At 45.3% G+C, this 22,519-nt stretch carries 27 protein-coding genes, 1 tRNA gene and 2 pseudogenes; 8 read left to right on the forward strand and 22 right to left on the reverse strand.

Going from position 1 to position 22,519, the window contains the following annotated elements:
- Positions 1-13: 13 nt before the first annotated feature.
- The 6 genes and pseudogenes from VJ249_05115 to VJ249_05140 all read right to left on the reverse strand — a co-directional run bounded on the left by VJ249_05115 (position 14) and on the right by VJ249_05140 (position 2,625).
- Positions 14-394 (reverse strand): annotated as a pseudogene (locus tag VJ249_05115) (50S ribosomal protein L14).
- 61 nt (positions 395-455) lie between these two features.
- Positions 456-776 carry a 30S ribosomal protein S17 gene (locus VJ249_05120; GenBank protein HKZ93945.1) on the reverse strand — a complete coding sequence of 107 codons (321 nt, stop codon included), beginning with the start codon at positions 774-776 and terminating at the stop codon, positions 456-458.
- A 2-nt stretch (positions 777-778) separates the two neighbouring features.
- A complete protein-coding gene (locus tag VJ249_05125; GenBank protein HKZ93946.1) occupies positions 779-1,060 on the reverse strand; it encodes a ribonuclease P protein component 1 in 282 nt (93 codons plus the stop codon).
- A 113-nt stretch (positions 1,061-1,173) separates the two neighbouring features.
- A pseudogene (gene rpmC / locus VJ249_05130) lies at positions 1,174-1,353 on the reverse strand (50S ribosomal protein L29).
- 2 nt (positions 1,354-1,355) lie between these two features.
- The gene (locus VJ249_05135) at positions 1,356-2,144 is read right to left on the reverse strand and encodes a 30S ribosomal protein S3 (GenBank protein ID HKZ93947.1); all 789 of its coding nucleotides are present in this window, start codon (positions 2,142-2,144) and stop codon (positions 1,356-1,358) included.
- Between the two features lies 1 nt (position 2,145).
- Positions 2,146-2,625, reverse strand: coding sequence for a 50S ribosomal protein L22 (locus tag VJ249_05140; protein ID HKZ93948.1), 480 nt, complete (start codon positions 2,623-2,625; stop codon positions 2,146-2,148).
- Positions 2,626-3,357: 732 nt separating this feature from the next.
- Here VJ249_05140 and VJ249_05145 point away from each other — a divergent pair.
- Both VJ249_05145 and VJ249_05150 read left to right on the forward strand, forming a co-directional pair.
- The gene (locus VJ249_05145; GenBank protein HKZ93949.1) at positions 3,358-3,555 is read left to right on the forward strand and encodes a hypothetical protein; all 198 of its coding nucleotides are present in this window, start codon (positions 3,358-3,360) and stop codon (positions 3,553-3,555) included.
- Positions 3,545-3,682 carry a hypothetical protein gene (locus VJ249_05150; protein ID HKZ93950.1) on the forward strand — a complete coding sequence of 46 codons (138 nt, stop codon included), beginning with the start codon at positions 3,545-3,547 and terminating at the stop codon, positions 3,680-3,682. The genes VJ249_05145 and VJ249_05150 overlap by 11 nt, the downstream gene beginning before the upstream one ends.
- A gap of 396 nt (positions 3,683-4,078) precedes the next feature.
- Here the strand turns inward: VJ249_05150 and VJ249_05155 are convergent, their stop codons facing one another.
- The 7 genes from VJ249_05155 to VJ249_05185 all read right to left on the reverse strand — a co-directional run bounded on the left by VJ249_05155 (position 4,079) and on the right by VJ249_05185 (position 11,991).
- On the reverse strand, positions 4,079-4,216 hold the full coding sequence (locus tag VJ249_05155; protein ID HKZ93951.1) for a hypothetical protein: 138 nt from the start codon (positions 4,214-4,216) through the stop codon (positions 4,079-4,081).
- A 28-nt stretch (positions 4,217-4,244) separates the two neighbouring features.
- On the reverse strand, positions 4,245-5,159 hold the full coding sequence (locus VJ249_05160) for a hypothetical protein (protein HKZ93952.1): 915 nt from the start codon (positions 5,157-5,159) through the stop codon (positions 4,245-4,247).
- 119 nt (positions 5,160-5,278) lie between these two features.
- Positions 5,279-5,638, reverse strand: coding sequence for a M48 family metallopeptidase (locus VJ249_05165; protein HKZ93953.1), 360 nt, complete (start codon positions 5,636-5,638; stop codon positions 5,279-5,281).
- Positions 5,635-8,523 (reverse strand): HsdR family type I site-specific deoxyribonuclease, encoded by a 2,889-nt coding sequence (locus VJ249_05170; GenBank protein HKZ93954.1) that lies wholly within the window; start codon positions 8,521-8,523, stop codon positions 5,635-5,637. Before VJ249_05170 ends, VJ249_05165 begins: the two co-directional genes overlap by 4 nt.
- Before the next feature lie 3 nt (positions 8,524-8,526).
- Positions 8,527-9,729: a restriction endonuclease subunit S gene (locus VJ249_05175; protein ID HKZ93955.1), complete on the reverse strand. Its 1,203-nt coding sequence runs from the start codon at positions 9,727-9,729 to the stop codon at positions 8,527-8,529.
- Between the two features lie 46 nt (positions 9,730-9,775).
- On the reverse strand, positions 9,776-11,305 hold the full coding sequence (locus VJ249_05180; protein ID HKZ93956.1) for a class I SAM-dependent DNA methyltransferase: 1,530 nt from the start codon (positions 11,303-11,305) through the stop codon (positions 9,776-9,778).
- A gap of 347 nt (positions 11,306-11,652) precedes the next feature.
- On the reverse strand, positions 11,653-11,991 hold the full coding sequence (locus VJ249_05185; protein ID HKZ93957.1) for a hypothetical protein: 339 nt from the start codon (positions 11,989-11,991) through the stop codon (positions 11,653-11,655).
- 268 nt (positions 11,992-12,259) lie between these two features.
- Between VJ249_05185 and VJ249_05190 the strand changes: the two genes are divergently transcribed.
- A complete protein-coding gene (locus tag VJ249_05190; protein ID HKZ93958.1) occupies positions 12,260-13,465 on the forward strand; it encodes an MFS transporter in 1,206 nt (401 codons plus the stop codon).
- Between the two features lie 5 nt (positions 13,466-13,470).
- On the opposite strand, the gene pyrE is transcribed toward VJ249_05190, so the two are convergent.
- A complete protein-coding gene (gene pyrE / locus VJ249_05195) occupies positions 13,471-14,091 on the reverse strand; it encodes an orotate phosphoribosyltransferase (GenBank protein ID HKZ93959.1) in 621 nt (206 codons plus the stop codon).
- Between the two features lie 209 nt (positions 14,092-14,300).
- On the opposite strand from pyrE, the gene VJ249_05200 reads away from it, so the two are divergent.
- Positions 14,301-14,492: a hypothetical protein gene (locus VJ249_05200; protein ID HKZ93960.1), complete on the forward strand. Its 192-nt coding sequence runs from the start codon at positions 14,301-14,303 to the stop codon at positions 14,490-14,492.
- A 15-nt stretch (positions 14,493-14,507) separates the two neighbouring features.
- On the opposite strand, the gene VJ249_05205 is transcribed toward VJ249_05200, so the two are convergent.
- Positions 14,508-15,086, reverse strand: a complete 579-nt coding sequence (locus tag VJ249_05205) for a hypothetical protein (protein ID HKZ93961.1) — start codon at positions 15,084-15,086, stop codon at positions 14,508-14,510.
- A gap of 115 nt (positions 15,087-15,201) precedes the next feature.
- Here VJ249_05205 and VJ249_05210 point away from each other — a divergent pair.
- Positions 15,202-15,278 (forward strand) — tRNA-Val (locus VJ249_05210).
- Positions 15,279-15,307: 29 nt separating this feature from the next.
- Here VJ249_05210 and VJ249_05215 read toward each other — a convergent pair.
- Complete coding sequence (locus tag VJ249_05215; GenBank protein HKZ93962.1) at positions 15,308-15,769, reverse strand: PIN domain-containing protein; 462 nt, start codon at positions 15,767-15,769, stop codon at positions 15,308-15,310.
- The gene (locus VJ249_05220; GenBank protein ID HKZ93963.1) at positions 15,757-16,020 is read right to left on the reverse strand and encodes an AbrB/MazE/SpoVT family DNA-binding domain-containing protein; all 264 of its coding nucleotides are present in this window, start codon (positions 16,018-16,020) and stop codon (positions 15,757-15,759) included. The genes VJ249_05215 and VJ249_05220 overlap by 13 nt, the downstream gene beginning before the upstream one ends.
- A 194-nt stretch (positions 16,021-16,214) precedes the next feature.
- On the opposite strand from VJ249_05220, the gene VJ249_05225 reads away from it, so the two are divergent.
- On the forward strand, positions 16,215-16,970 hold the full coding sequence (locus VJ249_05225) for a hypothetical protein (protein HKZ93964.1): 756 nt from the start codon (positions 16,215-16,217) through the stop codon (positions 16,968-16,970).
- 21 nt (positions 16,971-16,991) lie between these two features.
- Here VJ249_05225 and VJ249_05230 read toward each other — a convergent pair whose 3' ends face one another.
- The 4 genes from VJ249_05230 to ligD (VJ249_05245) all read right to left on the reverse strand — a co-directional run bounded on the left by VJ249_05230 (position 16,992) and on the right by ligD (VJ249_05245) (position 20,762).
- Positions 16,992-17,513, reverse strand: coding sequence for an Lrp/AsnC family transcriptional regulator (locus VJ249_05230; GenBank protein ID HKZ93965.1), 522 nt, complete (start codon positions 17,511-17,513; stop codon positions 16,992-16,994).
- Positions 17,514-17,700: 187 nt separating this feature from the next.
- Entirely contained in the window at positions 17,701-19,092 is a 1,392-nt protein-coding gene (ligD, locus tag VJ249_05235) for a non-homologous end-joining DNA ligase (protein ID HKZ93966.1), read from the reverse strand.
- On the reverse strand, positions 19,089-19,895 hold the full coding sequence (locus VJ249_05240) for a Ku protein (GenBank protein HKZ93967.1): 807 nt from the start codon (positions 19,893-19,895) through the stop codon (positions 19,089-19,091). The genes ligD (VJ249_05235) and VJ249_05240 overlap by 4 nt, the downstream gene beginning before the upstream one ends.
- Before the next feature lie 3 nt (positions 19,896-19,898).
- Positions 19,899-20,762 (reverse strand): non-homologous end-joining DNA ligase, encoded by an 864-nt coding sequence (gene ligD / locus VJ249_05245; protein HKZ93968.1) that lies wholly within the window; start codon positions 20,760-20,762, stop codon positions 19,899-19,901.
- 107 nt (positions 20,763-20,869) lie between these two features.
- On the opposite strand from ligD (VJ249_05245), the gene VJ249_05250 reads away from it, so the two are divergent.
- Complete coding sequence (locus tag VJ249_05250) at positions 20,870-21,736, forward strand: geranylgeranylglycerol-phosphate geranylgeranyltransferase (protein ID HKZ93969.1); 867 nt, start codon at positions 20,870-20,872, stop codon at positions 21,734-21,736.
- Between the two features lie 162 nt (positions 21,737-21,898).
- Positions 21,899-22,198: a hypothetical protein gene (locus tag VJ249_05255; protein HKZ93970.1), complete on the forward strand. Its 300-nt coding sequence runs from the start codon at positions 21,899-21,901 to the stop codon at positions 22,196-22,198.
- Between the two features lie 28 nt (positions 22,199-22,226).
- Here the strand turns inward: VJ249_05255 and VJ249_05260 are convergent, their stop codons facing one another.
- A complete protein-coding gene (locus VJ249_05260; GenBank protein ID HKZ93971.1) occupies positions 22,227-22,442 on the reverse strand; it encodes a hypothetical protein in 216 nt (71 codons plus the stop codon).
- Between the last annotated feature and the right edge of the window lie 77 nt (positions 22,443-22,519).

Consider the following 22,519-nt stretch of genomic DNA (forward strand, 5'->3'; position numbering starts at 1 on the left):
TGGGCTCTTCCTTTCATACTATTATGCTGGCTGCGCTGGCGATGCGAGTCCATATTTCAGCCGCCTCCTTAGAGACGGGTCCGCGGATTTCCGAGCCTCTCATGTCGCCTTCAGGGGTCATAACTACAGCTGCGTTGTCTTCGAATTGAACCCAAACGCCGTCGCGGCGGCGGTATGGTTTTCTCTGTCGAATCAGGACCGCCGGAAAGATCTTCCGCCTCATATCAGGTGTGCCGCGTCTTACAGAAATAGTTATCATGTCGCCCACAGCCGCAGTTGGCACACGTCTTAGGCGTCCTTTGTAACCCTTGACTTGTATTACCCGCAATGCACGTGCGCCACTGTTGTCTGCGCATTTTACTATGGCGCCGCAGGGAATGCCGCGCGAGACTCTTGACCGCTGCGCAACTGCGCCCTTGGCAACGAGCGCTCGTCCTTTTGCCCTAGCAGCCGTTTTAGTTCTCCTCCGTTCGTTCTACGACAACGAAGGACACTGTTTTGCTGAGGGGGTGGCATTCCGCGATTCTTACTTGTTGGCCTTCTTTCACGTTGAGGCACGGTGGGTTGTGTGCGTTTATGTGGCTGTGTCTTCGTTCATACCGTTTGAATTTGGGTACGTAAAATTGGTAGTCTCTTCGTATGACTACAGTTTTGTCCATCTTGGCGGTTATGACCACGCCATTGAGAACTCGTCCGCGAATCGAGAGGGTGCCGTGAAAAGGGCAGTTTTGGTCATCGCAAGATTTTTTTGGTTTCTTAAGCGCTAGCGTTGCCACTCTTACCACCGTCTCTTCGGTTTCTTCTTCACTCGGTCTTGAGGTCTTCCAAGTATGGCGTTGCCTTCAACTTCAATCACGGTGCCGTTTGGCAGTGTGAAGTGAAAAACCGCTGTTTCTTTAGCGACTATTTTGTCGTTGTCATCGTGTCTTATTACAAGCGTGTTGCGTGTCTCATCTATTACTTTCCCGGAGATGCCCATGTTGCTGGGGTTTGTGCTCCTAGCAACTTTCGCGTCGAGTCCGATTAGCTCGCCTTGAACAACTGTTGCCGCGGCTTTCATTCTTCTTTGCCTTCTTTGGGTTTCTTTTTCTCTTTTTTCTTTGGTTTCTGTTCCTTTTCTTCCTTTTTCGCTTTCTTTTTCTCTTCCTTCTTAATAGGTGTGGGTTCGCTGTCGATGGTTAAGACGCGTGCTATGGTTTTGCGCAGTTCGCCCACTCGGGCTGGGTTCTCGATTGCGCCGCCTGCTTTTACCATTGTTTTGAGTCTTATCAGTTCGGTTTGTAGTTCGTCTAGCTTCTTCTGCCTGTTTTCGTGGGACATGTCTCTGATTTCTTTGGTTCTTAGAATGGGCAAGGTTACTGTCCTGTCTCCTCTGTTTCTTGCTTTGTTGTGGCTGGTTCTGCTTCGTTGGGTTGTGTTGTTTCGGGTTCCAGTTTGGGCTTTTTGGTTTCCGCGTTTGTTTTGGCTTCGAGTTGTGGTTCGCTGGGTTTCTCTGGTTCGGTGGCAGCTGCTGCTGATTCTTCAGGTTTCTCGGTTTTTTCTTCTGGATTTGGTTCAAGTAGTTTTACTTGATCGGGGAATGTTGCGTCGGGCGGCATGATGCGGACTTTTATTCCGTACATGCCGGGTTTAAGCTGAACGTGTAATACGGTTTCGCGTAGGAATTTGTGGGCTGGGTTGCCGCTTTTGGGTAAGTAGCCGTTTCGGAATTTTTCGTATCGGGCGCGTTCGGTGCGGAGTTTGCCGCGTATGATTATTTCTGCGCCTAGGGCGCCTGCTTCCATGGTTTGTTGGAGTGCCCAGAATCCTGCTCGTCTGAAGTGTACTCCTCTTTGGAGGGCTGAGGTTACGCGGGAGGCTATTACGTGTGCGTTTAGTTCGGGTATTTCGATTTCGGCTACGCTTATTTGTGGGTTGGGTAGGCCGAATTTTTGTTCGAGGGTGATGGCGAGTTCTTTTATGGTTTCGCCGCCTCTTCCGATTACTATGCCGGGTCTCATGGCGTAGACGACTATGTGTGTTCCTAGTGGTGTTTTGGCTATGTCTACTCCGCCGTATCCTGCTCTTTCGAATTGATTTTGGAGGAATTCGTTGATTTCGGTTTTTTTGACTGATTCTGAGACGAAGTGTTTGACGACGGACATTTTATTGTGTTTTCTCCTCGGTTTCTTGTAGGACGAGTTCGATGTGGGTGAGGGTTTGGACTTTGGGTGATGATCTTCCGAAGGCTCGGGGTGTGAATCGTTTGAGTTTGATGCCCTGGTATGCGGATGCGTGGATGATGCGTAGTCTTTCTGTGTCTAAGCCTTTGAATTCGGCGTTGGCTTCGGCTCCGGCTAGGATTTGGAGTATTTTTTGTGCTGTCTTGATTGGGTATCGTGCTGCGAAGGTTCCTTGTGCTGTGCCGTGTCGGTGGCCTAGTTTTTTTTGGTGTCGGCGGTATGGGACGGGTTGTTTTTTGGCGGCTACGTTGTTTAGGTATGTGCGTGCTTGGTCTAGTGTCATGTTTTTTATGGCTGTGCATACTTCGTGGGCATGTTTATGGGATACTCTGAGTTCTCGGCCTGCGGATTTGACCGTTTTCGCTGGGTCGAGGTCGGTTATGGAGTATCCCCATTCTGGCATAGTGTTTGGTTTTTCTCCTGACTGTGCAAACAAACTGCAGAGGCGTTCCATATATGTCTTATGTGTTTGATGGTGTGGGAGAGGGTTAGTATGAGTGCAGAAAAATTTTTTGCAGTTGAAGCTGTGCTTTTCTGTTTGTGTTCTTGGGGCTGTTGATGGTTCTGTGTAAGGGTTGGGTTCTGTTTGTGTGTTTTTTGCGTGACGTTCTATGTTGCTATGCGTGACGTTTAATGTTGCCAAACGTGACGTTTGCGTATGTTGAGCAGCTCTGCGAGAAGAGAAATTTCAAAAGAAGAAGGGAACAAGCCCCTTATACGTTCTTCTACCATGTTGCGGATATCTCTAGCTGAAGCTGTGTGGACATCGTCATACGAGTGTTCCCGGTGACATCAACGCCCAGCATGGCTATGGCTGTTTTGAGGTTGTTGTTGACTCTGAAGGCTTTACCACAACAACTTCTATGTTGGCTGCAATGGTTGCGGAGGCGGGTTTTTGTTCAGATGTTATTAATTTTCGCTTAGACTGAGTCATAACACCGAGGCTTTTTGTCGGCGGCTGAGTTCTGTTCAGTAGTCTGTGCTGCGTGCTTGTTGGCTATTAGTGTTTCTTGAATGTTGGCTGCATTGCTTAGGCGGGTCTGTGTGTTCAGATGTTATTAACTTCCGCTTAGTTCAAGTAAGAATATCTTCTCGGGATGTTGAAGGATTGCTTTAGCGGTATGTGGTTAAGGGTTTGGAGCACAAGTTCTCTCTGAGCTGGGCAGATGTGGAAGACGTGGCCTGCAGGGATGACGTTGACAGGGATATGTTAGAGGAGTTGCACTTTGCTGGACCATGTGGTATTCTGCCAAAAGACGTGGCTGATAGGTTGGAAGAATATGGGCTTACGCCTTGGAATGTGACTCGGCGCATAAATACGCATGAACGATAAACTGGACAAACTAATTGGACAGAGGGTGGCGGAGAAAAGAGGCAAAGGCTGGGCACTAACAACATTCCTACGACAAGCATGGGGCTCAACAAAAGAAGAAGTGGAAAAAGAGGAGTTTGGCAGCTGAATGGAAAATGCCATTCTAAGCTGTTGGGTTTGTTGGGGACTCAACAAGGAATGAAGTAATTTGCTTTCAGAAAGAATTGTCAAGTGGACCGTAGGATAGCTAGTTGTAATTCTACAAGGTTAGAAATCATGTGTTCTGTAGGCAATATGCTGCGCACCCGTAAACTTTTTTCGTAGGATATCGCTAATGTCTATGTTAAAGGTTGAAGATGATTTACGGACTCGTTGTGGCTTTCGTTCCAATTTATCAGCCAGTGTGCAGACCAGTTGTACTAATCTGCCCTAAATGTCAAGCTCGTATTCCAGTGAGTTCAAAGTTCTGCCCAGAATGTGGAGTCGACTTGAAACAGCCTACATTCACGAATTAAAGACCTGAGAGAATACTTCGCCTCTCTATCTATCTCTGTTCTTCTTTTTGTTTCTTGCGTTTGACCCAATAGTCGATTAATGGGTCTTCCTTCCTATCACATTTGGCAAATTCCTTGATAAGTTTGTCTTCTTCCTTCTTCGATCTGAACAGCTCTTCCACTTTCATCTTTATACCAACTATTACTATAGGTATTCTAAGACTTTAGTTTTTTCTCTCTCTTGTTTTTTTTAGTATTGGTCTTTTTCAAGTTTGCTGATATCACGTAACGTATTACATGCTTATCTGCGCTTTGGAGTAGGTAGTTTCCAAGCCATTCTCGCATTATGCTCCATTCTTCAGGGTATTTATCATCTTTAGCTACATTGAGACCTGCTTCCTTAGCCTTGTCAAGGTTGATAACTTCCCCATGCGTCAGAAACCCCTGAACCAAAGTATGTGCGATTTTCTTAGCTGCTGGATTCTTGTGTCCACTACCAGTTAAGATTTCGACCAAATAATTCTCCATTAGAACTAATGCACTTACAGCGCTGTCAAGTTGTTCCGCTTCATATTTCTGCGCAAGAACCTTATAGGTATAAGGCGCATCTTCTTCTGATGTTCGCTTGAAAAAGTCCGTAACGGTTTGAAAGCCGTCGACATAATGTTTCGCTGAACTTCCTTTACTCGACGGGTCAACAGGACTTAATTGACTCATCATTCCCATGACTATTTCATTTCCAGCTACAGCTACTAATGTGCCACCACTTGCAGCAATATGTGGCACAAAAACTTTTATTACCTCAAAATTTCTCCTCAATGCCCTTGCAACTTTATAAGATGAGTCTACAAGTCCACCTGGACTATTCAAGAGCAGATATAGTTTTCTTGCTTCAGTTCGAGCTCTTATTTGCTCAATAACAGTCTCTATTGCAAATTCTTCTGAGATACCCATGGAAGCTGTTAATGTCCTTGTTGGAGAAACTTTCTTTCCCACATAAGGTGCAATGCAAGCCATAACCACAGCTCCTTCCTTCTGCGATATTCCAACCAATTTATCTTTTAGCTCACTTTCTTTTTCTTCTGAAACGTCTACAATTTTTTTCAACGATTCGGATAATCTAATAGTCATATTATCCCCCTTTTGATTTAATTCTGGTGTTAATATAAGATTTTACTGAGCAGAAACAAAAAGGATGTGTAACCGCTACTTCAAAAAGTCTCGACAGCTACCAGTCAACCCTTTTTTCTTTACCAAGCCCCTTTTTCTTCCGCCTCTTTTTCGTGTGCATGTTCAAGTTTTTTGTGTAAATCATCCCAGTTTGGCATGTAAGCTGATAATAGGGCTTTGAATGTTTTTCCGTGGTTTGGTGCTATGAGGTGCAGTAACTCGTGGAGTATGGCATATTCTGCAAGTTCTTTAGGTAGTTTTGTTAGGTCTTGGTTTAGGGTTATGTTGCCTTTTGTTGAGCAGGAGCTCCACTTGTTTTTCATTTTCATTATCTGAATTCGATTAATATGGATGTTTAGTTTTTGCTGCCATGAGTGGGTGATGTCCAGCAGGTCGCTCTCCGTTAATGGTTGTAAGTGATTGAGCCTTGCTGCTTTCATTCTGTTCCCTCTGTTAGGAATTTGTGCATTTTGAGTAAGTTGTCAGTTAGTTCCACCAGTGTTTCTTTTGGGGCTGTGGGGAGTAATAGTTTGTAGAGTTCTCTTCTTAGGTCTCTTTCGGTTTTTTCGTTGTAGAGCCATTCTTTGTGTCTTTCAAGTTCCGGGAAAATGTTTTTAGCCATTGTTTCTGGTTTGTTGACTTTGTAGTTTCTGAGGATCCAGTATGTGGTGAATTCTTCTTTGGTGAGGCCTGATTTTTCTTGTTCTTCTTTTGACGCTGCTATGGCTTCTGCCAGTTTTGTTAGTTCGGTGAGTGCTGTGGCGATGTCTTTTTGTTTTTCTCGTAGTTGTTTGATGATTTCTTCGACTTTTTCAGATATTGAGATCAGGATGGGTTGTTTCTGTTTGTTTTGATGTATGTATGTGGTCAGGGTTCGGTGTAGGTTTATGACTTTGACTCTTTCAGGTGCTTTGTCGGCTTTGATTAAGCGTGTTATTTGTTTGGTGATCTTGTACGGTGGGAGGGTGTCGGTTATGCCTTTTAGGTCTACGCTGCTTTTGATGAGTGCTTCTGTTTTTTTGAGGATGTCTCGGTATATTTTCTTTTGTTCTGCTTCTGGATTGTATGCGTTGTAGATGATTTTGTAGACTTGGATGAGGAGTTTGTAATCTCTTATGTGGTCTCTTAGGAATTCGTCTGGGGAGAGGATTTCGTAGAGTGCTTGGGTTTCCTTGAATGTTTTTATGTATTGGTCTCTTGTTTTTTCGTCGTAGAAGTAATCTATTATTTTCGTCACTCTATCTTTTTGGTCTTTGATTTGGATGTTTTCGATTGTTGTTTTTGCTTGTGTTATTAGAGTTGTGAATCTTTCTTTTAGTGTGTTTATGTCGATGAGCCCTTTGCTTATGTCTTTTGAGTCGAAGGCGAGGGCTCTCTGTAGGTTTTCGAAGAGGCCTATGAAGTCTATTATTATGCCGCAGGTTTTTGCTTCATAGGGGCGGTTTACTCTTGCGATGGCTTGGTAGAGTGTGTGGTCTTTGAGTGGTTTGTCGAGGTACATGGCGTAGAGAATTGGGGCGTCGTATCCTGTGAGTAGTTTTTCGGTGACTATGAGGATTTTGGGCATTTCTTTGGGCTTTTTGAAGGCTTTTCTTGTCTTTTTTTCTTCGTCTTCGTTGATGTGGTATTTGCTGAGTAGGGCGCCGTCTTTATAGTTGGATGTGTAGATGACTTTTGTGTATTCTTTTGGTAGGTATTTGTCTATTGCTTCTTTGTATAGGGCGCAGCCTTCTCTGTCTACGGCTACGATGAAGGCTTTGAATCCTAATGGTTCGACGAATTTCTTGTAATGTTCGGCTATGTGTTGGGCTATTTTGTCGACTCGATCAGGGCTTTTCAGAATTGCTTTTGTTTTCTTGGCTTTTTCGATTATTCTGTTTACGCCTTCGATGCTGGCTACTCCTTGTTCTTCTATGACTTTGAAGAATTCTTTCTCAAGGGTCTCTTTATCGACGTGGAGCTTAGTAGGTGTCAGTTGGTAGTATAGGGGTACTGTTGTTTTGTCTTCTATTGATTCGTCGATGGAGTATTTGTCGAGGTAGGGTTCTTCTGGGTAGCCAAAGGTTGCGAATGTTCCTCTTCCGATTTTGCCTTTGTCGACGGGTGTGCCTGTGAATCCGAAGTAGCGGGCGTTGGGGAGGGCTCCGCGCATGTAGTTGCCGAGGTCGCCTTCTTGACTTCTGTGGGCTTCGTCTATGAGAACGATTATGTTGCTTCTTTTGTTTATGTGCTTGGGCATGCCTTCAAACTTATGTATGATTGTTATGATTAGGCCTCTGTAGTCGGAGGCGAGTAGTTCTCGTAGGTGTTCTTTGCTTTCTGCTTTTTGGATGATTTCTTTGGGGAAGCCGAAGGCTTCGAAGTTTTGGTGTATTTGGGCTTCAAGCTCGATTCTGTCGACTACGACTATGATTGTTGGGTTTTCCAGTTGTGGGTTTTCTCTTAGTTTTTTGGCGGTGGTTATCATTGTTAGGGTTTTGTATGCGCCTTGGGTGTGCCAGATGAGTCCTTTTTCCTTGTTTTCTAAGATTTTTTGGATGATTTTGTCTATTGTTCGGCGTTGGTGTGGTACCAGAATGTATTTGTGTAGTTCTTCGTCGATTCTTTGGAAGGTTACGTAGTCTTGTAGGGTTCTGAGGGTTTCTTGTTTGTTGAGTAGGGTTTTGGTTAGTTTTTCGAAGTTGTAGTGGTTTTGGGTTTTCCATCGGTAGAATAGTTTGGGTTCGTATTTCCAGGTGGGTCCGTGGTAGAGTCTTATTCCGTCGCCTGTTGTGTAGAATTGTAGGAATTTGAATAGTTCTGGTAGGAGTTCGTTGTAGAGTCTTATTTGGTCGTAAGCTTCTTCTTCTGCCTCTTCCACGGTTGGGCTTTTGGTTTCTATTATTGCTATTGGGAAGCCATTTACGAAGAGGATTATGTCCGCTCTTCTTTTCTGTTTGTCTTCAAAAACGAATTCAGTCGTACAGATGAAGCTGTTGTTTTCTGGGTTTTCATAGTCTACGAGTTTTATGTTTCTTTCTCGTTTTTCTTTCTCAACGTAGATGGTTTTTTGGTTTCTCAGATATTTCAGGAATTCTTCGTTTCCATGTAGGTTTGCTGGGAGAAGTCTGAGGTTTCTTATTATGTCTTGGATGTTTTTGTCTGTTATGATTCCTTGGTTGAGTTCTTTGAGTTTTTCTTTGATTATTGGAATTAGGAGGGGTTCCTTGAGGCTGTTAGCTCTTAAGTTCATGATGTCAGAAGCGTCAAGATAATCCCAGCCAATTGAGCAAAGATGATCCTTTATTAGATCTTGAACATCCTTCTTCTCAGAGACAAGTCTCAACTGTTAAACCTCAACATCCTTCAACCTTATTTCCCCAGTCATCAATTTTTGAAGCATAGTTTTGAAAAGTTCGCTAAGAGCGGCTTTCTTCCTTTCCTCAACTTCAATCTTTTTATTTACAGTGCTTAAGATTCGAGCGATTTCTTTTTGCTCTCGAAGTGAAGGAAGAGGGACGATGAAACTCTTTACATAACCTAAATTCAGATGTGATATATGTCCCTGTATTCCTGTTTTTCTGAGTTTTTCGTATTGATATTGGAGATAACACCAGAGAAAGAAAGAGTCCATATTAGCACGTGGAATTATAGCCGCTGTATTTTGCGATGTTGTTGCTGATATGCTTAACAAGGCAGACTGTCCTCTGGTTTTGCCTTGACCATACATAGCCAAAAAGACAGTGCCCGAAGGGTACACTTTGAGATTGTAATCATCAACAGCTTTTTTGGTGATCAAGACCTGTGCATTTCTGATTATGTTGTTAGTTATTTCGTTGGTCTTCACAAAAGGGATTTCGCCATTGTAGTATCCTTTGTTTAGTGTAGATGGAGTTGTTCCGGTTGAAATTGTCGCGATATCTCCCAGCCCTATTGCTTCCCAGCTTGTTGGAATTATGCCTATTTCTGTCTCCTTAAACTCTGTGTGCCCGAATCCTTTAGTGAAGAGTTCTTGCATCAGTGATTTTCTGAGGTCGTTCCCCGCCTCTATGATTTTGTTCTGCCACTCAATGGCTCTTTGAATAACACCCAAAACCTTGGCAATTCTCTGCTGTTCCAGGAGCGGAGGGATTGGGATAACTTTCTCTCTCAGCAATGGATAATGCCTATTGTAACCTCTACTCTGAATTTTTAAATTTGATAAGGCGTAATAAAAGAAGAGTGGGTTCACCAACACTTTTTCGGGTAAAATAACCTTGACTCCATCAGCGCCTATAACGAAAGGAAAGTCTATTAACTTAAAAATTCTCGTGTGGTCCCCAAATATCACAATCGGCAGGTCGCCTTGATAGACCCTTTCAGAGTCATCGGTGAAACCTGCTATGAACTTTTGACTCTGGTCTATAACTGGATATTTGCCCACTTTGTTGTATTCTCGTTGTCTTATTTTCCCAACTTTGAACCTCTTCTTCGAAATCGCTTGTTCGAATTTTGCAACATTCCAGTCTTCAGGAAGGGAACCTATTTCTGTCTCTTTGAAAGAGTTCTTCATGGTTGTCTTCTGGGCATTAGCGAGACCAGCGTTTTTCGCCTGCATCTCATTCCTCGCCAGCAGGGTATCTTTCAAATCCTAACTTCTGTATAATGGCATTGAGTTCAGCTTCTATCTCCTTTCGTTCTTCTTCAACTTGGGCAAGCTCTACCAAGGCTTCATCTACTGGTAAATATTCTTCTTTCTCGCCGACAGCCACATAACGGGAAGGGCTCAGATTATAGTCGTTTCTTACTGCTTCGTCAATGGTTATTATCTTACTGAATCGTTCAATTTGCTGCCAGTTTTTGTTAACCTCTTGTATCTTTTTTATGTGTTCCTCGCTGAGATAGTTTTTCGGTCTTCCTTTTGCGAATTCTTTGGAGGCGTTTGTTAGCAGAATTTCGCCTTTGTGCTTCTTGTCTTTGTTTATCACTATGATGTTGCCAGGTGCAGTAGTATTATAGAACATGTTTTCAGGCAAAAGTATAACAGCTTCAATGAGATCCTCATCCACGAATTTCCGCCTTATGTCCTTCTCCTTATTACTCCCAATATTGCCGCTTCCCCTCGACACGACACCGGTATCAATTACCACAACAAGTTTTCCTTTCTCGTTCAGAGAGGCAAACATGTGTTGAATCCAGCCCCAGTCAGCAGTCGAATTCGAAGGCGGAATGCCAGACAAAAACCTGTTATACGGGTCATTTTCGAACACTTCAAGGGAAAACTTCTGATTCCACATAGGATTCGCAGTTACCTTGTCAAAAGTTCTGAGTTTGCCACCTTCAACAAACTGAGGCTTTATCATAGTATTTTGAACTCTTATGTCAGCATCCATATCGTGAATGAAAGCATTCATCCTCGCCATAGCATAAGTGAGGGCATTTATTTCCTGCCCGTAAAGCTTGAGAGGCCTCTTAACTCCCTCAGGTTTCTTTTCCTTGAGACGAAGCTGAGCCTTAATCAAAAGACCACCAGAACCACACGCAGGATCATAAACCTCCTCACCCTCTTCAGCATCAAGGATTCGAGCCATCAAAATCGCCACTTCTCTGGGAGTATAGAACTCACCAGCACTCTGTCCAGAACCCTCAGCAAACTTCCTCAACAAATACTCGTAAGCTCTTCCCAATATGTCAGGCTCAACATCCTTCAAACCCAACCTATGCCTGCTTAAAATCTCTATTAGCTTAGCAAGAGTTCCATCATCAAGTATTCTTTGCCCAGCCGCTGTAGCATTAAAATCCACGATGTCAATCACTCCCTGAAGCTTCGGGTTTTCCTTAGCAATCTCCCGCAAAGCAAAAGTTAGCCTTTCACCCAAATCGGTTGTTAATTTTCTAATTTCATTCCAACTGCATCCATCGGGAATGTAAAACCTAATCAGCCTGCGATCTGATTTCGCAAGTGTTTTAGCCTTTTCTTTATCGCCAAAGTCCGCTACAAGCCTATTTACCTCATCCTCATATACGTCGCAGAGCCTCTTATGGAACAACAAAGGAAGAATATAATCCTTAAACTTCGGAGCGTCAATCGGACCCCTTATACTACAAGCCGCATCCCAAAGCCAACCCTCAAGCGTAGATATCTCCATTCTCTCACCTACCCCGTTAAACGAGTCCCACAATACTTTCTTTCCTCTCTCTTCGCTTTCTAAGCCATGCCTTGATAAATTCTTCAATTTCTTGTTTGTTATATTGATCCTTCCAGGCCGTTTCAAGGGCTTGGCAAACGTTTGAGGCACCTACCAATCCAAAATAGAAGAGGACCTCTTGATAGAGCTGTTCTGTTTCACGCTCGCTTAATGAGGCACGTAGGTCAGTTAATACACTCATAAGTATGGTTCTACTCACATTACCACCTTTCTCACTGTCAGTATGGTTTCCGTGTGATTTTTCCTTCTTCTATTACCCCGCCTTTCTTGCTCAGGACCCTCTGAATTTATGGCAGGCCCAATGCGTATTCGACGTGTTCGCAGTTTTCTGATTCGCATGCTTCGCAGAGTACGCGGCTGTTTCGGAAGTAGACGTCTGCGAATATTTTTCTGGCGCGGTCGATTACTGTGACGTGGTCTTGGTTGATGTTGAAGTGTTCGAGGGTTGGGAGCTGAGGCGGATTGGGCGTGAGGATTTGTAGTTCTTCGCATCTTTTTCTGACGGCGTTTGTTACGAAGTCTGCGAGGCTGTTGTATCCTGTTTCTGGATGATTCTTAACGCAGTCTTCAATTTTGTCGACGAGTTCTCTTTGAAGGCTTATGCTTCGGTATCGGTCTAAGGGCATGACTGTTACCTTACCCTTGCTTTATCTATGCAGTAGCCAAACCTTGATAAAATTTGGCATGTCTCATTAATTTTTTTCTTTGTAGTAGCTTAGTGCTGCTGTTGCGCCTGTTGTTTCTGGCGAACCATGTGATTGTTGCCGTTATGTTTCCTTGGCTGACTATGTAGGCTAAGCCCGCTGAGACTCCGTTGAGAAAAACTGAAAACTCATTACTGTCTTCAGTGTCTTTCGAAAGGTTTTTCTGTTGTTTTGTTGTGGCTTGGTAGCCATGTGGCTGCTGGGCTTCTTTCTACACGAAATGGCGTTCGGGCTACTCTCGATCTTTGTCCCTCTGTACGTGACCAGCAGCGTTGTAGGCGGCTCGTTAGTAGACGTGGGACTAGTGATTTCACTAGCCACGTTTCTGGCGATTCCGTTTTCCTACTTCTGGGGCTACATGTGCGACAAGACAGGGCATTACAAACCTTTCATCCTACTCTCGTTTTCAATGCTTAGCATTCTACTCTACTTGTTCTCATCAACAACCAACATCACAATGCTCATGTCAATCTACGCTCTAGTCGCAGTTTTCCATGTGGCACATGACACGCCTAAAAACGTGTTAATCGCCGAATGGCACTCACGAGAAGAATGGGAGAAAAGCTTCGCCTCATACGAGCTACTCACCGAGCTAGGCGTATTTATCGGACTGGTTCTCGGATTCGCCATGTCTCTTTACGGACTCAGCGGCTCACTAATTCTGCTCCTCTGCAGCGCATTAAACATCATCGCATTTCTATCCTCAACCGTGTTCGTTGTTGACCCACCAATAATTCTCGAACGAGGACTAGCAGGCATGGAAAGAACATTAAGCTTCGCCCAACACGGCATAACCATGATGCTGAGAAGCCCAGAAGGACAAGCCATAACAGAACGGCTCAAAGGCGAAAACGCCACAGCCTACTACATCGGACTGATCCTTTTCTCGCTGGCTTCAAGCACGTTTTTCACGCCTCTACCCATCTTCTTCTCACGGAACCTCGCCCTCGCCTCCAGCGTTGTGTTTGCCGTGTTCATCATGAACGCTGCGGGAGGCTGCTTCGGCTACTACTACATCAGAGGAAAAACCCAGACCGACCTAAGCGGAGAAAAACACACTGTGACCCGAATTGCTTTGACCAGAACCTTGCTGGTCCTTATGCTGATAACGCCAACTCTATACATATCGGCAGTTACAACTATCACAGCTGTCGTTGCCTTGGTTTTGATGGGATTTGCTTACGCCGTTTTCCTCATAAACACGCTCTCAATTTCCATGGAAGTCTTGCCACAAGGAAAAGCCGGGTTATTCAACGTGCTAATCGGCGCAGGAGGAGCAGCAGGATGCCTAACCGGTCCACTAATCGCAAACACATACGGCTTCCTGCCCGTCTTTCTCGTCGCAAGCGCTATCTTCCTACTGAGCCATCTCGCCTTCAGAATCTTTGCCCAGTAGCCGGGCTACTTCTTTTTGGTCTGCTTGAGAATAGTCTTGAGTTGGTCTTCCTCTATAGCACCTAGCTCGTAGAGTTTCGTTGCAGCCTCACGCGCTGTCAACAAATAATGCAATTTGATGCCGTCTTTCCTTAGGCGTTCCTTTCCACCTTCTTCGCGGTCAACCATAACTAAAGCATCAGCCACAACCCCGCCCTCAGATCGAATGGCTTTAGCCGCCTTACGCAACGACAACCCAGTTGTAATCAAATCATCTACGAGAAGCACGCGGTTGCCAGGCATCAAAACACCCTCAATTCTCCGTTCTCGCCCGTGTGTCTTCACTTTTGAACGTATGTAGACGAACGGTTTCTTCATGTGGAAAGCGACCACGGAGGCAAAAGGCATACCAGCCGTCGGGATTCCAGCAATTCGGTCAACGTTTTCAACACCCAAATCCCTCTCCAACAATTTAACGTAAAGGTTGCAGACTCGTTGAAAAGCATCGGGAAAACTCGGCACAACACGCAAATCAATATAATACGGGCTGATTCTGCCACTCGTCAACTTGAAAGCACCAAACTTCATAGCCCCAATCTTGTGCAACACTCGGCTAAGCTCGCTCTTCTCCTTCTCAAAAGACGCCAACGTTCAACCCTTCCTAACCGATAATCCACGGCTCAGTATAAGATTTTGCCACACTTGAACCATTCTTCGCATAAAGACCAGACCCACGCCCGAAACAGCCTTCTCTTTCCGAACACGCCCTCAGTCACTGTTCAGGAGTTGTACACATCCAAAGCAGGTTTATTAAGTCGCACGATATACCCTACTCTTCTCTTTGCGTGGCAGACACAATGAAAAACAACTCAACACCCAAAACAACCACAACCGCTGAGCTAGATCTAGACTCAGAACCCGAAAGAACCGGAGAAGAACCCCTAATAGAAATTGAAATCCCAGTAACCCCAGACACCTTAGAGAAACCAAGCAGAGCGCATAGGAAAAAAGAAGCCGCTAAACCAATGTACCTTATCCGATATGAATGAAGCCCGCGTTGTAGCCTAGCTGCGCGTCAAAGGATCTCGTGGCGCAGTTTTCAACGTTACCGTGACAGCTTCATCCAACGCAGTTGACTCCACCCGCGTCTTCAACAAAGTCTCAAACATGGCAGTCAAATAGTTCTGAACGAAAACGCTCCATTTGCTGCCCAACCGATGCCTCAAATGAAAAACCTCACTACTCAACTCCGGATGATACTCACACGCAAACCAACGCGCGAAATCAGTTCCCCCATAAAACTCTTTCACTAGAGAAACAAGAGAGTCATGGCTTACACGCTGCCCCATCATAGTCAAACTATCCATAGGTCTAACTGCGCCTTCAGTTCGCCCCGCCTTAGCCAAATCTTCGTCAGAAGCTACCTCCAGAATACGCTCCAACGTACGCGGCATGATATGAATCACCTCGTACTTGTCCGCCCACCGCTCAAAAAGAGCATAACGCCGCAGAATCTTGTTCATCAACACGTTAACGCTTACACCCTGCTCCCCAGCCTCCTTCTGCAACACAGTATCCCAATCCTCACTGATTCGGAATGTCCGCGTCACAGTTTTCTTCCTCCGCTCATTGCGCAGATTCAAGAAGACACCACCACCGATATGTGCCTTAAGCCTCAAAATAAAGCTATCACAAACAGAAATCAGAAAGCTTATTTCACTTCATAACAGTCAATAACAGCGAAAGCAAAACACACGTGGGCCGGTCGTCTAGTTTGGTAGGACATCTGCTTGACGTGCAGAGGGTCGTCGGTTCAAGTCCGGCCCGGCCCACCAAAGCTCTTTATTCAGTTGATAATTTTGGGCTATAACTTGATGGGATTATTGATTTTGACTTCGTATTCTTCAAGTTTTTTGAAGTGGTCTTCGTCAGTGGTGTAGATTAGGTCGGCTTGCTCTACCATGTTTGCGCCTATCATTGCATCGTTCACTGGAACCTTCTTTTCCTTTGCCCATTGAATAGAATTTTGGCAAGCTTCTCTTGAGATTGACAAGAATGCTATGCGCTTCGAAAGCAGAAGTGACCCTGTTCTGAACTCAGCTTCATTCCAATTCAGGAGTCTTCTTAATGCTGAAAAGACTTCAACAACAACCACCGGATTTAAACCTAAAATGTAATCCAGTTCGCCCTTAAGCCCCTTCTCCAACAGAACGCGGCACCTTCTGTGATACAACCTGTTCGGATAGTCCGTTATCATCGAGTAAATTATCACATTTGAGTCAAGTATGGCGAGGGGCTTCGCTTCTGCCTTGCCTACTCCCGCCAAACCTCATCCTCCAAAATTTTCTCCAGTCTCTTGGGTGGAATATACTTTTCAGCCTTAATCGGCGAATGAATAGCCTTCCAAGCCGGATCGTCTTCAAGCTTCTCGGCGCTGAAGTTTATCACGGTAACCCTAAAACTGTGATCGTTCAAAGGCTCAAGAACCACAACATCTCCAGCCTTAACGTGTGTCTTCTCTCTAATCTGCTTATCAACCACAATTCTGTACCGTTGGTCAACCTTGGATTTCGACATGTTTCTCCCACATAAACATCCCACAAAAACATCTAATAAGGCTTGTGTTTCCATCAAACCAAAGAAATCTAATCAACAACCTAGCATGGTAGGACATCTGCTTGACGTGCCCACCAAAGATGTATCTGAAATGTGAATCCAAAATTCCTAAGAGTTTTCTCTGATTCAAAGGAACAGCAACTAAAGGTCTTGACATGAAAACGGCATATCTAGCAGGCCTTTTCGCAGGCGCATCCCTGAGCCTAGTCTACTTTCTTCAGGCAAGTTACTCTTCCTCGATGAACTTAATCTCTAATGCCCTTTTTCTCCTTACATCAGCCGCTGCGTTGGGGTCAGCCAGCTTCGCTCTGAAAAAATACTGGAGAAACCTGAGGGATAGGTATTCCCAAATCTGGCTCTTCTTCGCCGCGGGCTTGCTGATCTGGTTTGTTTGCAGACTAAGTTTGTCCTTTTACACGCTCTCGCTGAACGACGAGATACCCTTCCCCTCAGTTGTCGACGCAATCTGGCTGGCAGGATACGTACCTATTTTCGCCGCCATGCACTCTTACCTCCGAAGCTTCGGTTTCTCATTGTCAAGAATCCGTTACAGTGCATTTGCGGTGGCTATCTCTCTCGTGTTACTCGCATGCTATGTCCTCCTAGTGCCCTCTGTCGTCGCAACAAATGAAAAAAACATACCCACAGTGCTCAGTCTCGTATATCTCGGCCTCGACCTTTCACTACTTTCATTCTCCATGATTGGTTTATTCGTATTCGTCAATGGAAGAATAGGCGTGGCTTGGGCCTTTATTAGCGGCGCATTTTTCCTAAATGCTGTTGGAGACATGCTTTTCAGTTATGCTTTACAAAGCAACTCCTATTACAGTGGACATACGCTGGAACTACTCTTTCACGTGAGCTACATACTCTGCGCATTTGCCTTCTACGCACATATGAAAGAACTGTAAACAGAAGACCCGAAGAGCGTCTCATTGCTTTGAGACGAGGTTGACTTCCGATAAGTATTTCATGGATAACGGTTTCAGAACAGTTTTTGGATTCAAGTCTACAAGGAAGCTTTGAATATCAGCCAGATACTCGCCGAACTCGGCTTCATGTTCCGCCTTGTATTTCACGTAATCAGAGTAGTTTGAGTGAATTGAAATTACTACTCCCATCCATCCCAATCCTTGTCCTGCTGCGGCGAAGATCACGTTCGGGTGCTTTGAATGCCACTGTTTTGCTTTCTCCTGTGCTTCTTCATATTTTCCTCGTGGGAGTTGCTCTCTTTTCCCTGCAATGAAGGTTATTGCGATGATTTCAAAGCCCAGTTCATGCAACCGGGGCATGATAGTATATCCTTGAATCAAAGTTCCTTCGAGTTTAGATCTTCTCCTTGTGATGGTAGGTTGAGACTTTCCAAGTTTCTTCGCTAGTTGCCTGTCGCTTACCTTGGCGTTTCTCAGCAGCTCTGATAGGATCTTATAGTCCAAAGGCTTCAGGTTCGCCAAGCTAGATCACTCTTTCTCCAATAGCTCTCGGACTTTGTTCTTATAACTTTCGTTCGTGTCACCAGCAATCCTTCTTTCCATCGCGCACGCAAATTCACCAAGCACAACGCATACCGCGGATACGTTCTCACTGAAAGAGGACAAGCACTGATAAGAGAGCCTTAAGCCTAGCTTCTCACAAATCCCATCATTCTCTAGCCTTCAACAAGACCCATTGTTTACTGCCAGCTTTCTTAAACCTAACAAGGACATATGGTCCACGAAGCCTTTCTCCGTTCAATGAAAACTCGATTTTGTCTTCGTCCCAGATCTTCAACTCATAGTCGCCTTTGTCCCAGACTTTGACTGTTCCAGCCCCATATTGGCCAGGTGGAATTACGCCTTCGAAGTTCGCGTAGTCTAAAGGGTGATCCTCGGTTTCTACAGCCAGCCTCTTGTCGCCAGCGAATTCAGGGACTCCTTTCGGCACAGCCCAGCTCTTAAGAACACCATCCTTCTCTAATCGAAGGTCGTGGTGAAGCCGTCTGGCATGATGCTCGTGCACCACAAAAACCTTGCTTTCACTCCTTGCTCCACCCGTGGGTTCCGGGGTCACAGCAAAATCCCTTTTCGCACGGTACTCCTGCAGCCCACCCTGCTGGATCTGATCGAGCCTGCATTCAAACGGCGTCTTATCCGCTCTCAGCCCACGAAACCGTGCCATGCGCAGTTTTCCATCATTTGTCACACTCTGATAGCCAACTTCGCACACAAGTTCAGGTTTGAGCCAAGCTATCCGCTCAGGAACATCCGCGGCTTCAAGCGTTTTCTCCTGCACCTCGAGAGGCTTGAATACCTTAAGAAGAGTCTCCATCAAGTTGTCTGAGAAGCCTGTGCCCACTTTGCCTACATAAACTGGTTTGTCTTTGTCGTAAAGCCCAAGTATCAGCGCTCCGAAGGTGCTTTCCCTGGCCCCCTCGCCCTTTGTGTAGCCGAATATGACGCAATCGCACGATGCAACCCTCTTAATCTTAAGCCATTTATCGCTCCTCACACCAGATTCGTAAAGGCTATCTTTCTTCTTGGCAATTATCCCTTCAATGCCCTTTTTCAGCGCAGCTTGGTAGTAGGCTTCGCCCTCTTCTTCGACAAAAAACGAAAATACAACGCGGCTGCCTTCCTTCACTTGCTCCCTCAGCATCCTTTTTCGTTCGATCAAGGGCAGGCTAGTTAGCGGGTTTCCATCTTTCTCCAAGATATCAAAAACGATGTAAGTGGCTGGAAACTTGCTCGCCAAATATTCAATGTCACGAGGGTTGCTGGTGTTAGCTCTTTCCAGAAGCGTTTGAAAGTCAGCTTTTCCCTCACTCATGACGACTATTTCGCCATCGAGAACCACGCTGCTGGCCAGAGTTTTCAGTTCATCTAGCTCGGGAAAGTTGTGTTTCAGCTCTTTGCCGTTGCGGCTTCGCAGGCTGAGCGCGTCATCTATGTAGCTGATCGCCCGTATTCCATCCCATTTTATCTCGAAGATCCAGTCTTTTGAGGTAAAAGCTGCTTCTTTCGGCTGGGCCAGCATTGGCTTGTAAAGCCGTTTCATTTTTGCTTCAGCTGTTTAAGCGTTTCCTGCAAGGCTATCATCAGTTCTTTGGCGGCCTCTTCTTTCACGGGTTTCTCAACAACAATGGTTTCGCCTTTCAGTTTCTTCTCGATAAGTTCCTCAATCTTCTCCCTGTAGGTGTCCTTGTAGTCCGCGATGTTGAATTCGCCTGAAAGATCGGAGACAATCTTCACTGCTAGGTCTAGCTCCGCCTTGTTTGGTTCTTTGAGTTTTTTCAAGTCTTCGAGTTCACTTGGATCCGCAACTTCGTAGGAGTAACGCAGAGTTGTCACAACTAAAGCGCCTCTATACGGGTGGACCAAAACAGGGTATTCTTTTGTTTTGAGTGTGATTCTGCCCACTCCAGCTTTGCCCAAACTCTGCAACGCTGTTAAGAGCAAACTGTAAGCATCGTCGCTCTTATCAGGCAACAGTACGAAAGACCGTTCAAAATAAATCGGATCGGTGGACAAGTAGTCCACGAACTTGTCTATGCGGATTCTCGAATCAGATTCAGGTCTCGCCGCCCTTAATTCGTCTTTGTTAAACACGATAAATTGCCCTTTGCTCACTTCGTAACCTTTGGCAATGTCTTGCCATAGAACAGGTTTCTCCTCTTTGATACACACTTTCTCATACTTCAACGGCGAGTTGTCAGCCTTATGCAAGAACCTGAAAGTGACGCTTTTGTCAAAAATCATGGTCGTCAGCTTAACTGGCACGTTGACCAAGCCGATTGTTATGCGACCCGACCAAATGGGACGTTTGGGAACGTGTATGCGAGGCTTTACCTCATTAGCCATCTTTCAAACCACTTCCAACTTCTGTCTATCTTCCAGCAACCTTTTCCAAGGATCGTCTTCCATTTTGACTACCGTGAATAACGTGAACTCCGCGGGCTTTAATCGTTTCTTGACGCTGTCCCAACTTAATGGAGTTGAAACCGTTGCCTGCGGCACAGCCCTCAGGCTATGTGGGCAAATCATGGTTCTTCCATGCGAGTTCTGGCGGTAATCAATGAACACTGTTCCAGGATCTTTAGACCTAGCGAACTCTGAAACGACTATATCGGACTCTTTGGTCAACTGTTTGGCTATTTGATGTACAAACTGTCTTGTCTGCTCAAAAGTGTAACCGCCAACAACAGGTATGACTACATGCAGCCCTTTTTTGCCAGAAGTCTTGACATATGACCTAAGTCCTAGGGCATCTAGCTTCTCCTTCAGCAAGAGCGCTACTTTGACAGACTCAACGTGGTCAGCAGGTGGTTCAGGGTCAATATCGAATAGAACCAGATCCGGGTTCTCAATTGAATTGGTCTTCGTGAGAGTGGTGTGGATTTCTAGTGCTGCCAAGTTTGCCAACCAGATAAGCGTGTCTAAATTATTGCACACGACGTAGTTGATCTGGCGTTTTGATGTCTCAGAGTATTTCCCGTACGTTTCAACCCAAGCAGGCGTTCCCATAGGGGCATCCTTCTCATAGAAACCCTCTTTATCTATGCCGTCTGGAAACCGTGTCAAGACCGCGGGTCTATCAGCGAGAAAGCCCAGCATCTTAGGCGCCATTCGAATGTAATACTCAATTACTTGCGCTTTTGTGATTTTCAGCTCTGGATACAGAATTTTTTCAAGGTTTGTGAACTGGACTCTTGTCAATTTCTCAGACATGACGGTTCGGCTCGATGTTCGGGCGGTTTTTCGTGTCTATCATCGGGTTAATCGTGAATCTTAAATGCTTTGATAGAGGCTTGAGTATGGGCAAGGCATGAACCATTATGAATAAGCTAGGCGGTCTTCTGCGCTTAATGCGTCCCGTCAACTGTCTCATGATGGGTTTCGCTGTTATAGTCGGCGCCGCCTTGGCAAATCAACCCGTTTCAACATTTCCTTGGCTGAGGCTTGCGTATGGGTTTGTAACGGGTTTCATGTTAACCGCGGCTTCCATGAGCATAAACGATTACTATGACCGCGAAATCGACGCCATAAATGAACCTCAACGGCCAATTCCAAGAGGCGCAGTTCAACCAAAAGAGGCGTTAGCTTTCGCGTTTGGCTTGACAGCCGTCGGCTTTGTTGCCGCAATTCTGACCAGCGCCTACTGCCTAGTCATAGCCATAATTGCTTGGATCGTGGTAGTAACCTACACAACTGTTGGCAAACGCAGAGGTTTGCCCGGCAATTTTCTAGTTAGCATCTGTGTGGCTATCCCTTTCGTCTACGGCAGCGTGGTCTTGGCTGATGCGGTTCAGTTGAACGTTGTCCTCTTTGCGTTGATGGCTTTCCTCTCGAACACGGGCAGAGAGATCACGAAGGGAATTGTTGATGTTAAAGGAGATGAAACACGCCACATTAGAACGTTGGCAGTGCGTTTTGGCGAAAGAACTGCAGCAATTGTCGCAGTCTTCTTTTATCTGTTTGCTGTCTCGCTGAGCTTGGTTCCTTGGTTTTTAGGTCTGGTCTCCTGGTGGTTTATTCCGTTAGTCGCGGTTACCGACATCGGATTTGCCGCATCATCTTTTCTGCTTCTGAGGGATTGTTCAAGGGAAAGCGCTCGCAGAACAAAGAACATAGTTCTCTTGTGGTTCATTATTGGCTTGCTGGCATTTGTTGCGGGCGCTATTGGGCGAACAATTCAGTTCTAAGGCTACGACCAACGTTCAGCTAATTTCTCTCTTCTTCGCGTGCATTTTCCTCATGGTTCTCGTTTCAGGAAAGACAGGTATCTGCGATTCTGATTCTGGTTTCATAACGCTGAAATGGCTGCCCAAACGATATTTCTAGCTTAAATTTAGGTGAAAGACTCAATGCATGTCAAGACTGAAAGACTGAGACATCTATATGGTTGGGATTCAGCCTACGCCACCATGACGCCAACAGCGCCTGAAAGCTACAAGTACCCTGACGGAATCGTCTTAACACTGAAAACCAGCAACCACGCCGAGCACTACTTCGTCGAACGAGCATTTGCCTTGCAACTAGCCACTTCAATCAAGGAATCATTGGTCTACAAGAAACCGAAACCACAGTCTAAACCACAGGCGAAACCCGCTGAAAAGCAGCTAAAGGCGCAGAAGAAAGACGGCAAGAAGCCTCGACCAGACTAGAAGTCTCAGCTAAGCCGCGTCAAAGATTCTAACTAGCCGCAACTTGCGAGTGGATTCTATCCAGCTTTAGGCTTGCCTTTTTTCCAACAACCCGAAGCAAAACATAGTGAAGAGTCTCGTGAACTATCACGTCTTCGATGTCGGTATCGTGTATTTCGCCGAAAACGTAGACTACACCGCATCCAGTATCAAACACACCATAGATTGGTGGAAACTGAAATACGAATTCAAGCGACTTTGCCATCTTGGTCGCTGTTCCCTCGCGCTGTGTGGCTCTCCAATAGCCTTTAGAGTGGATTTTAGTATATGATGGATATTTCA

This window comes from Candidatus Bathyarchaeia archaeon, from assembly GCA_035283685.1.
GTDB lineage: Archaea > Thermoproteota > Bathyarchaeia > Bathyarchaeales > Bathyarchaeaceae > DATETJ01.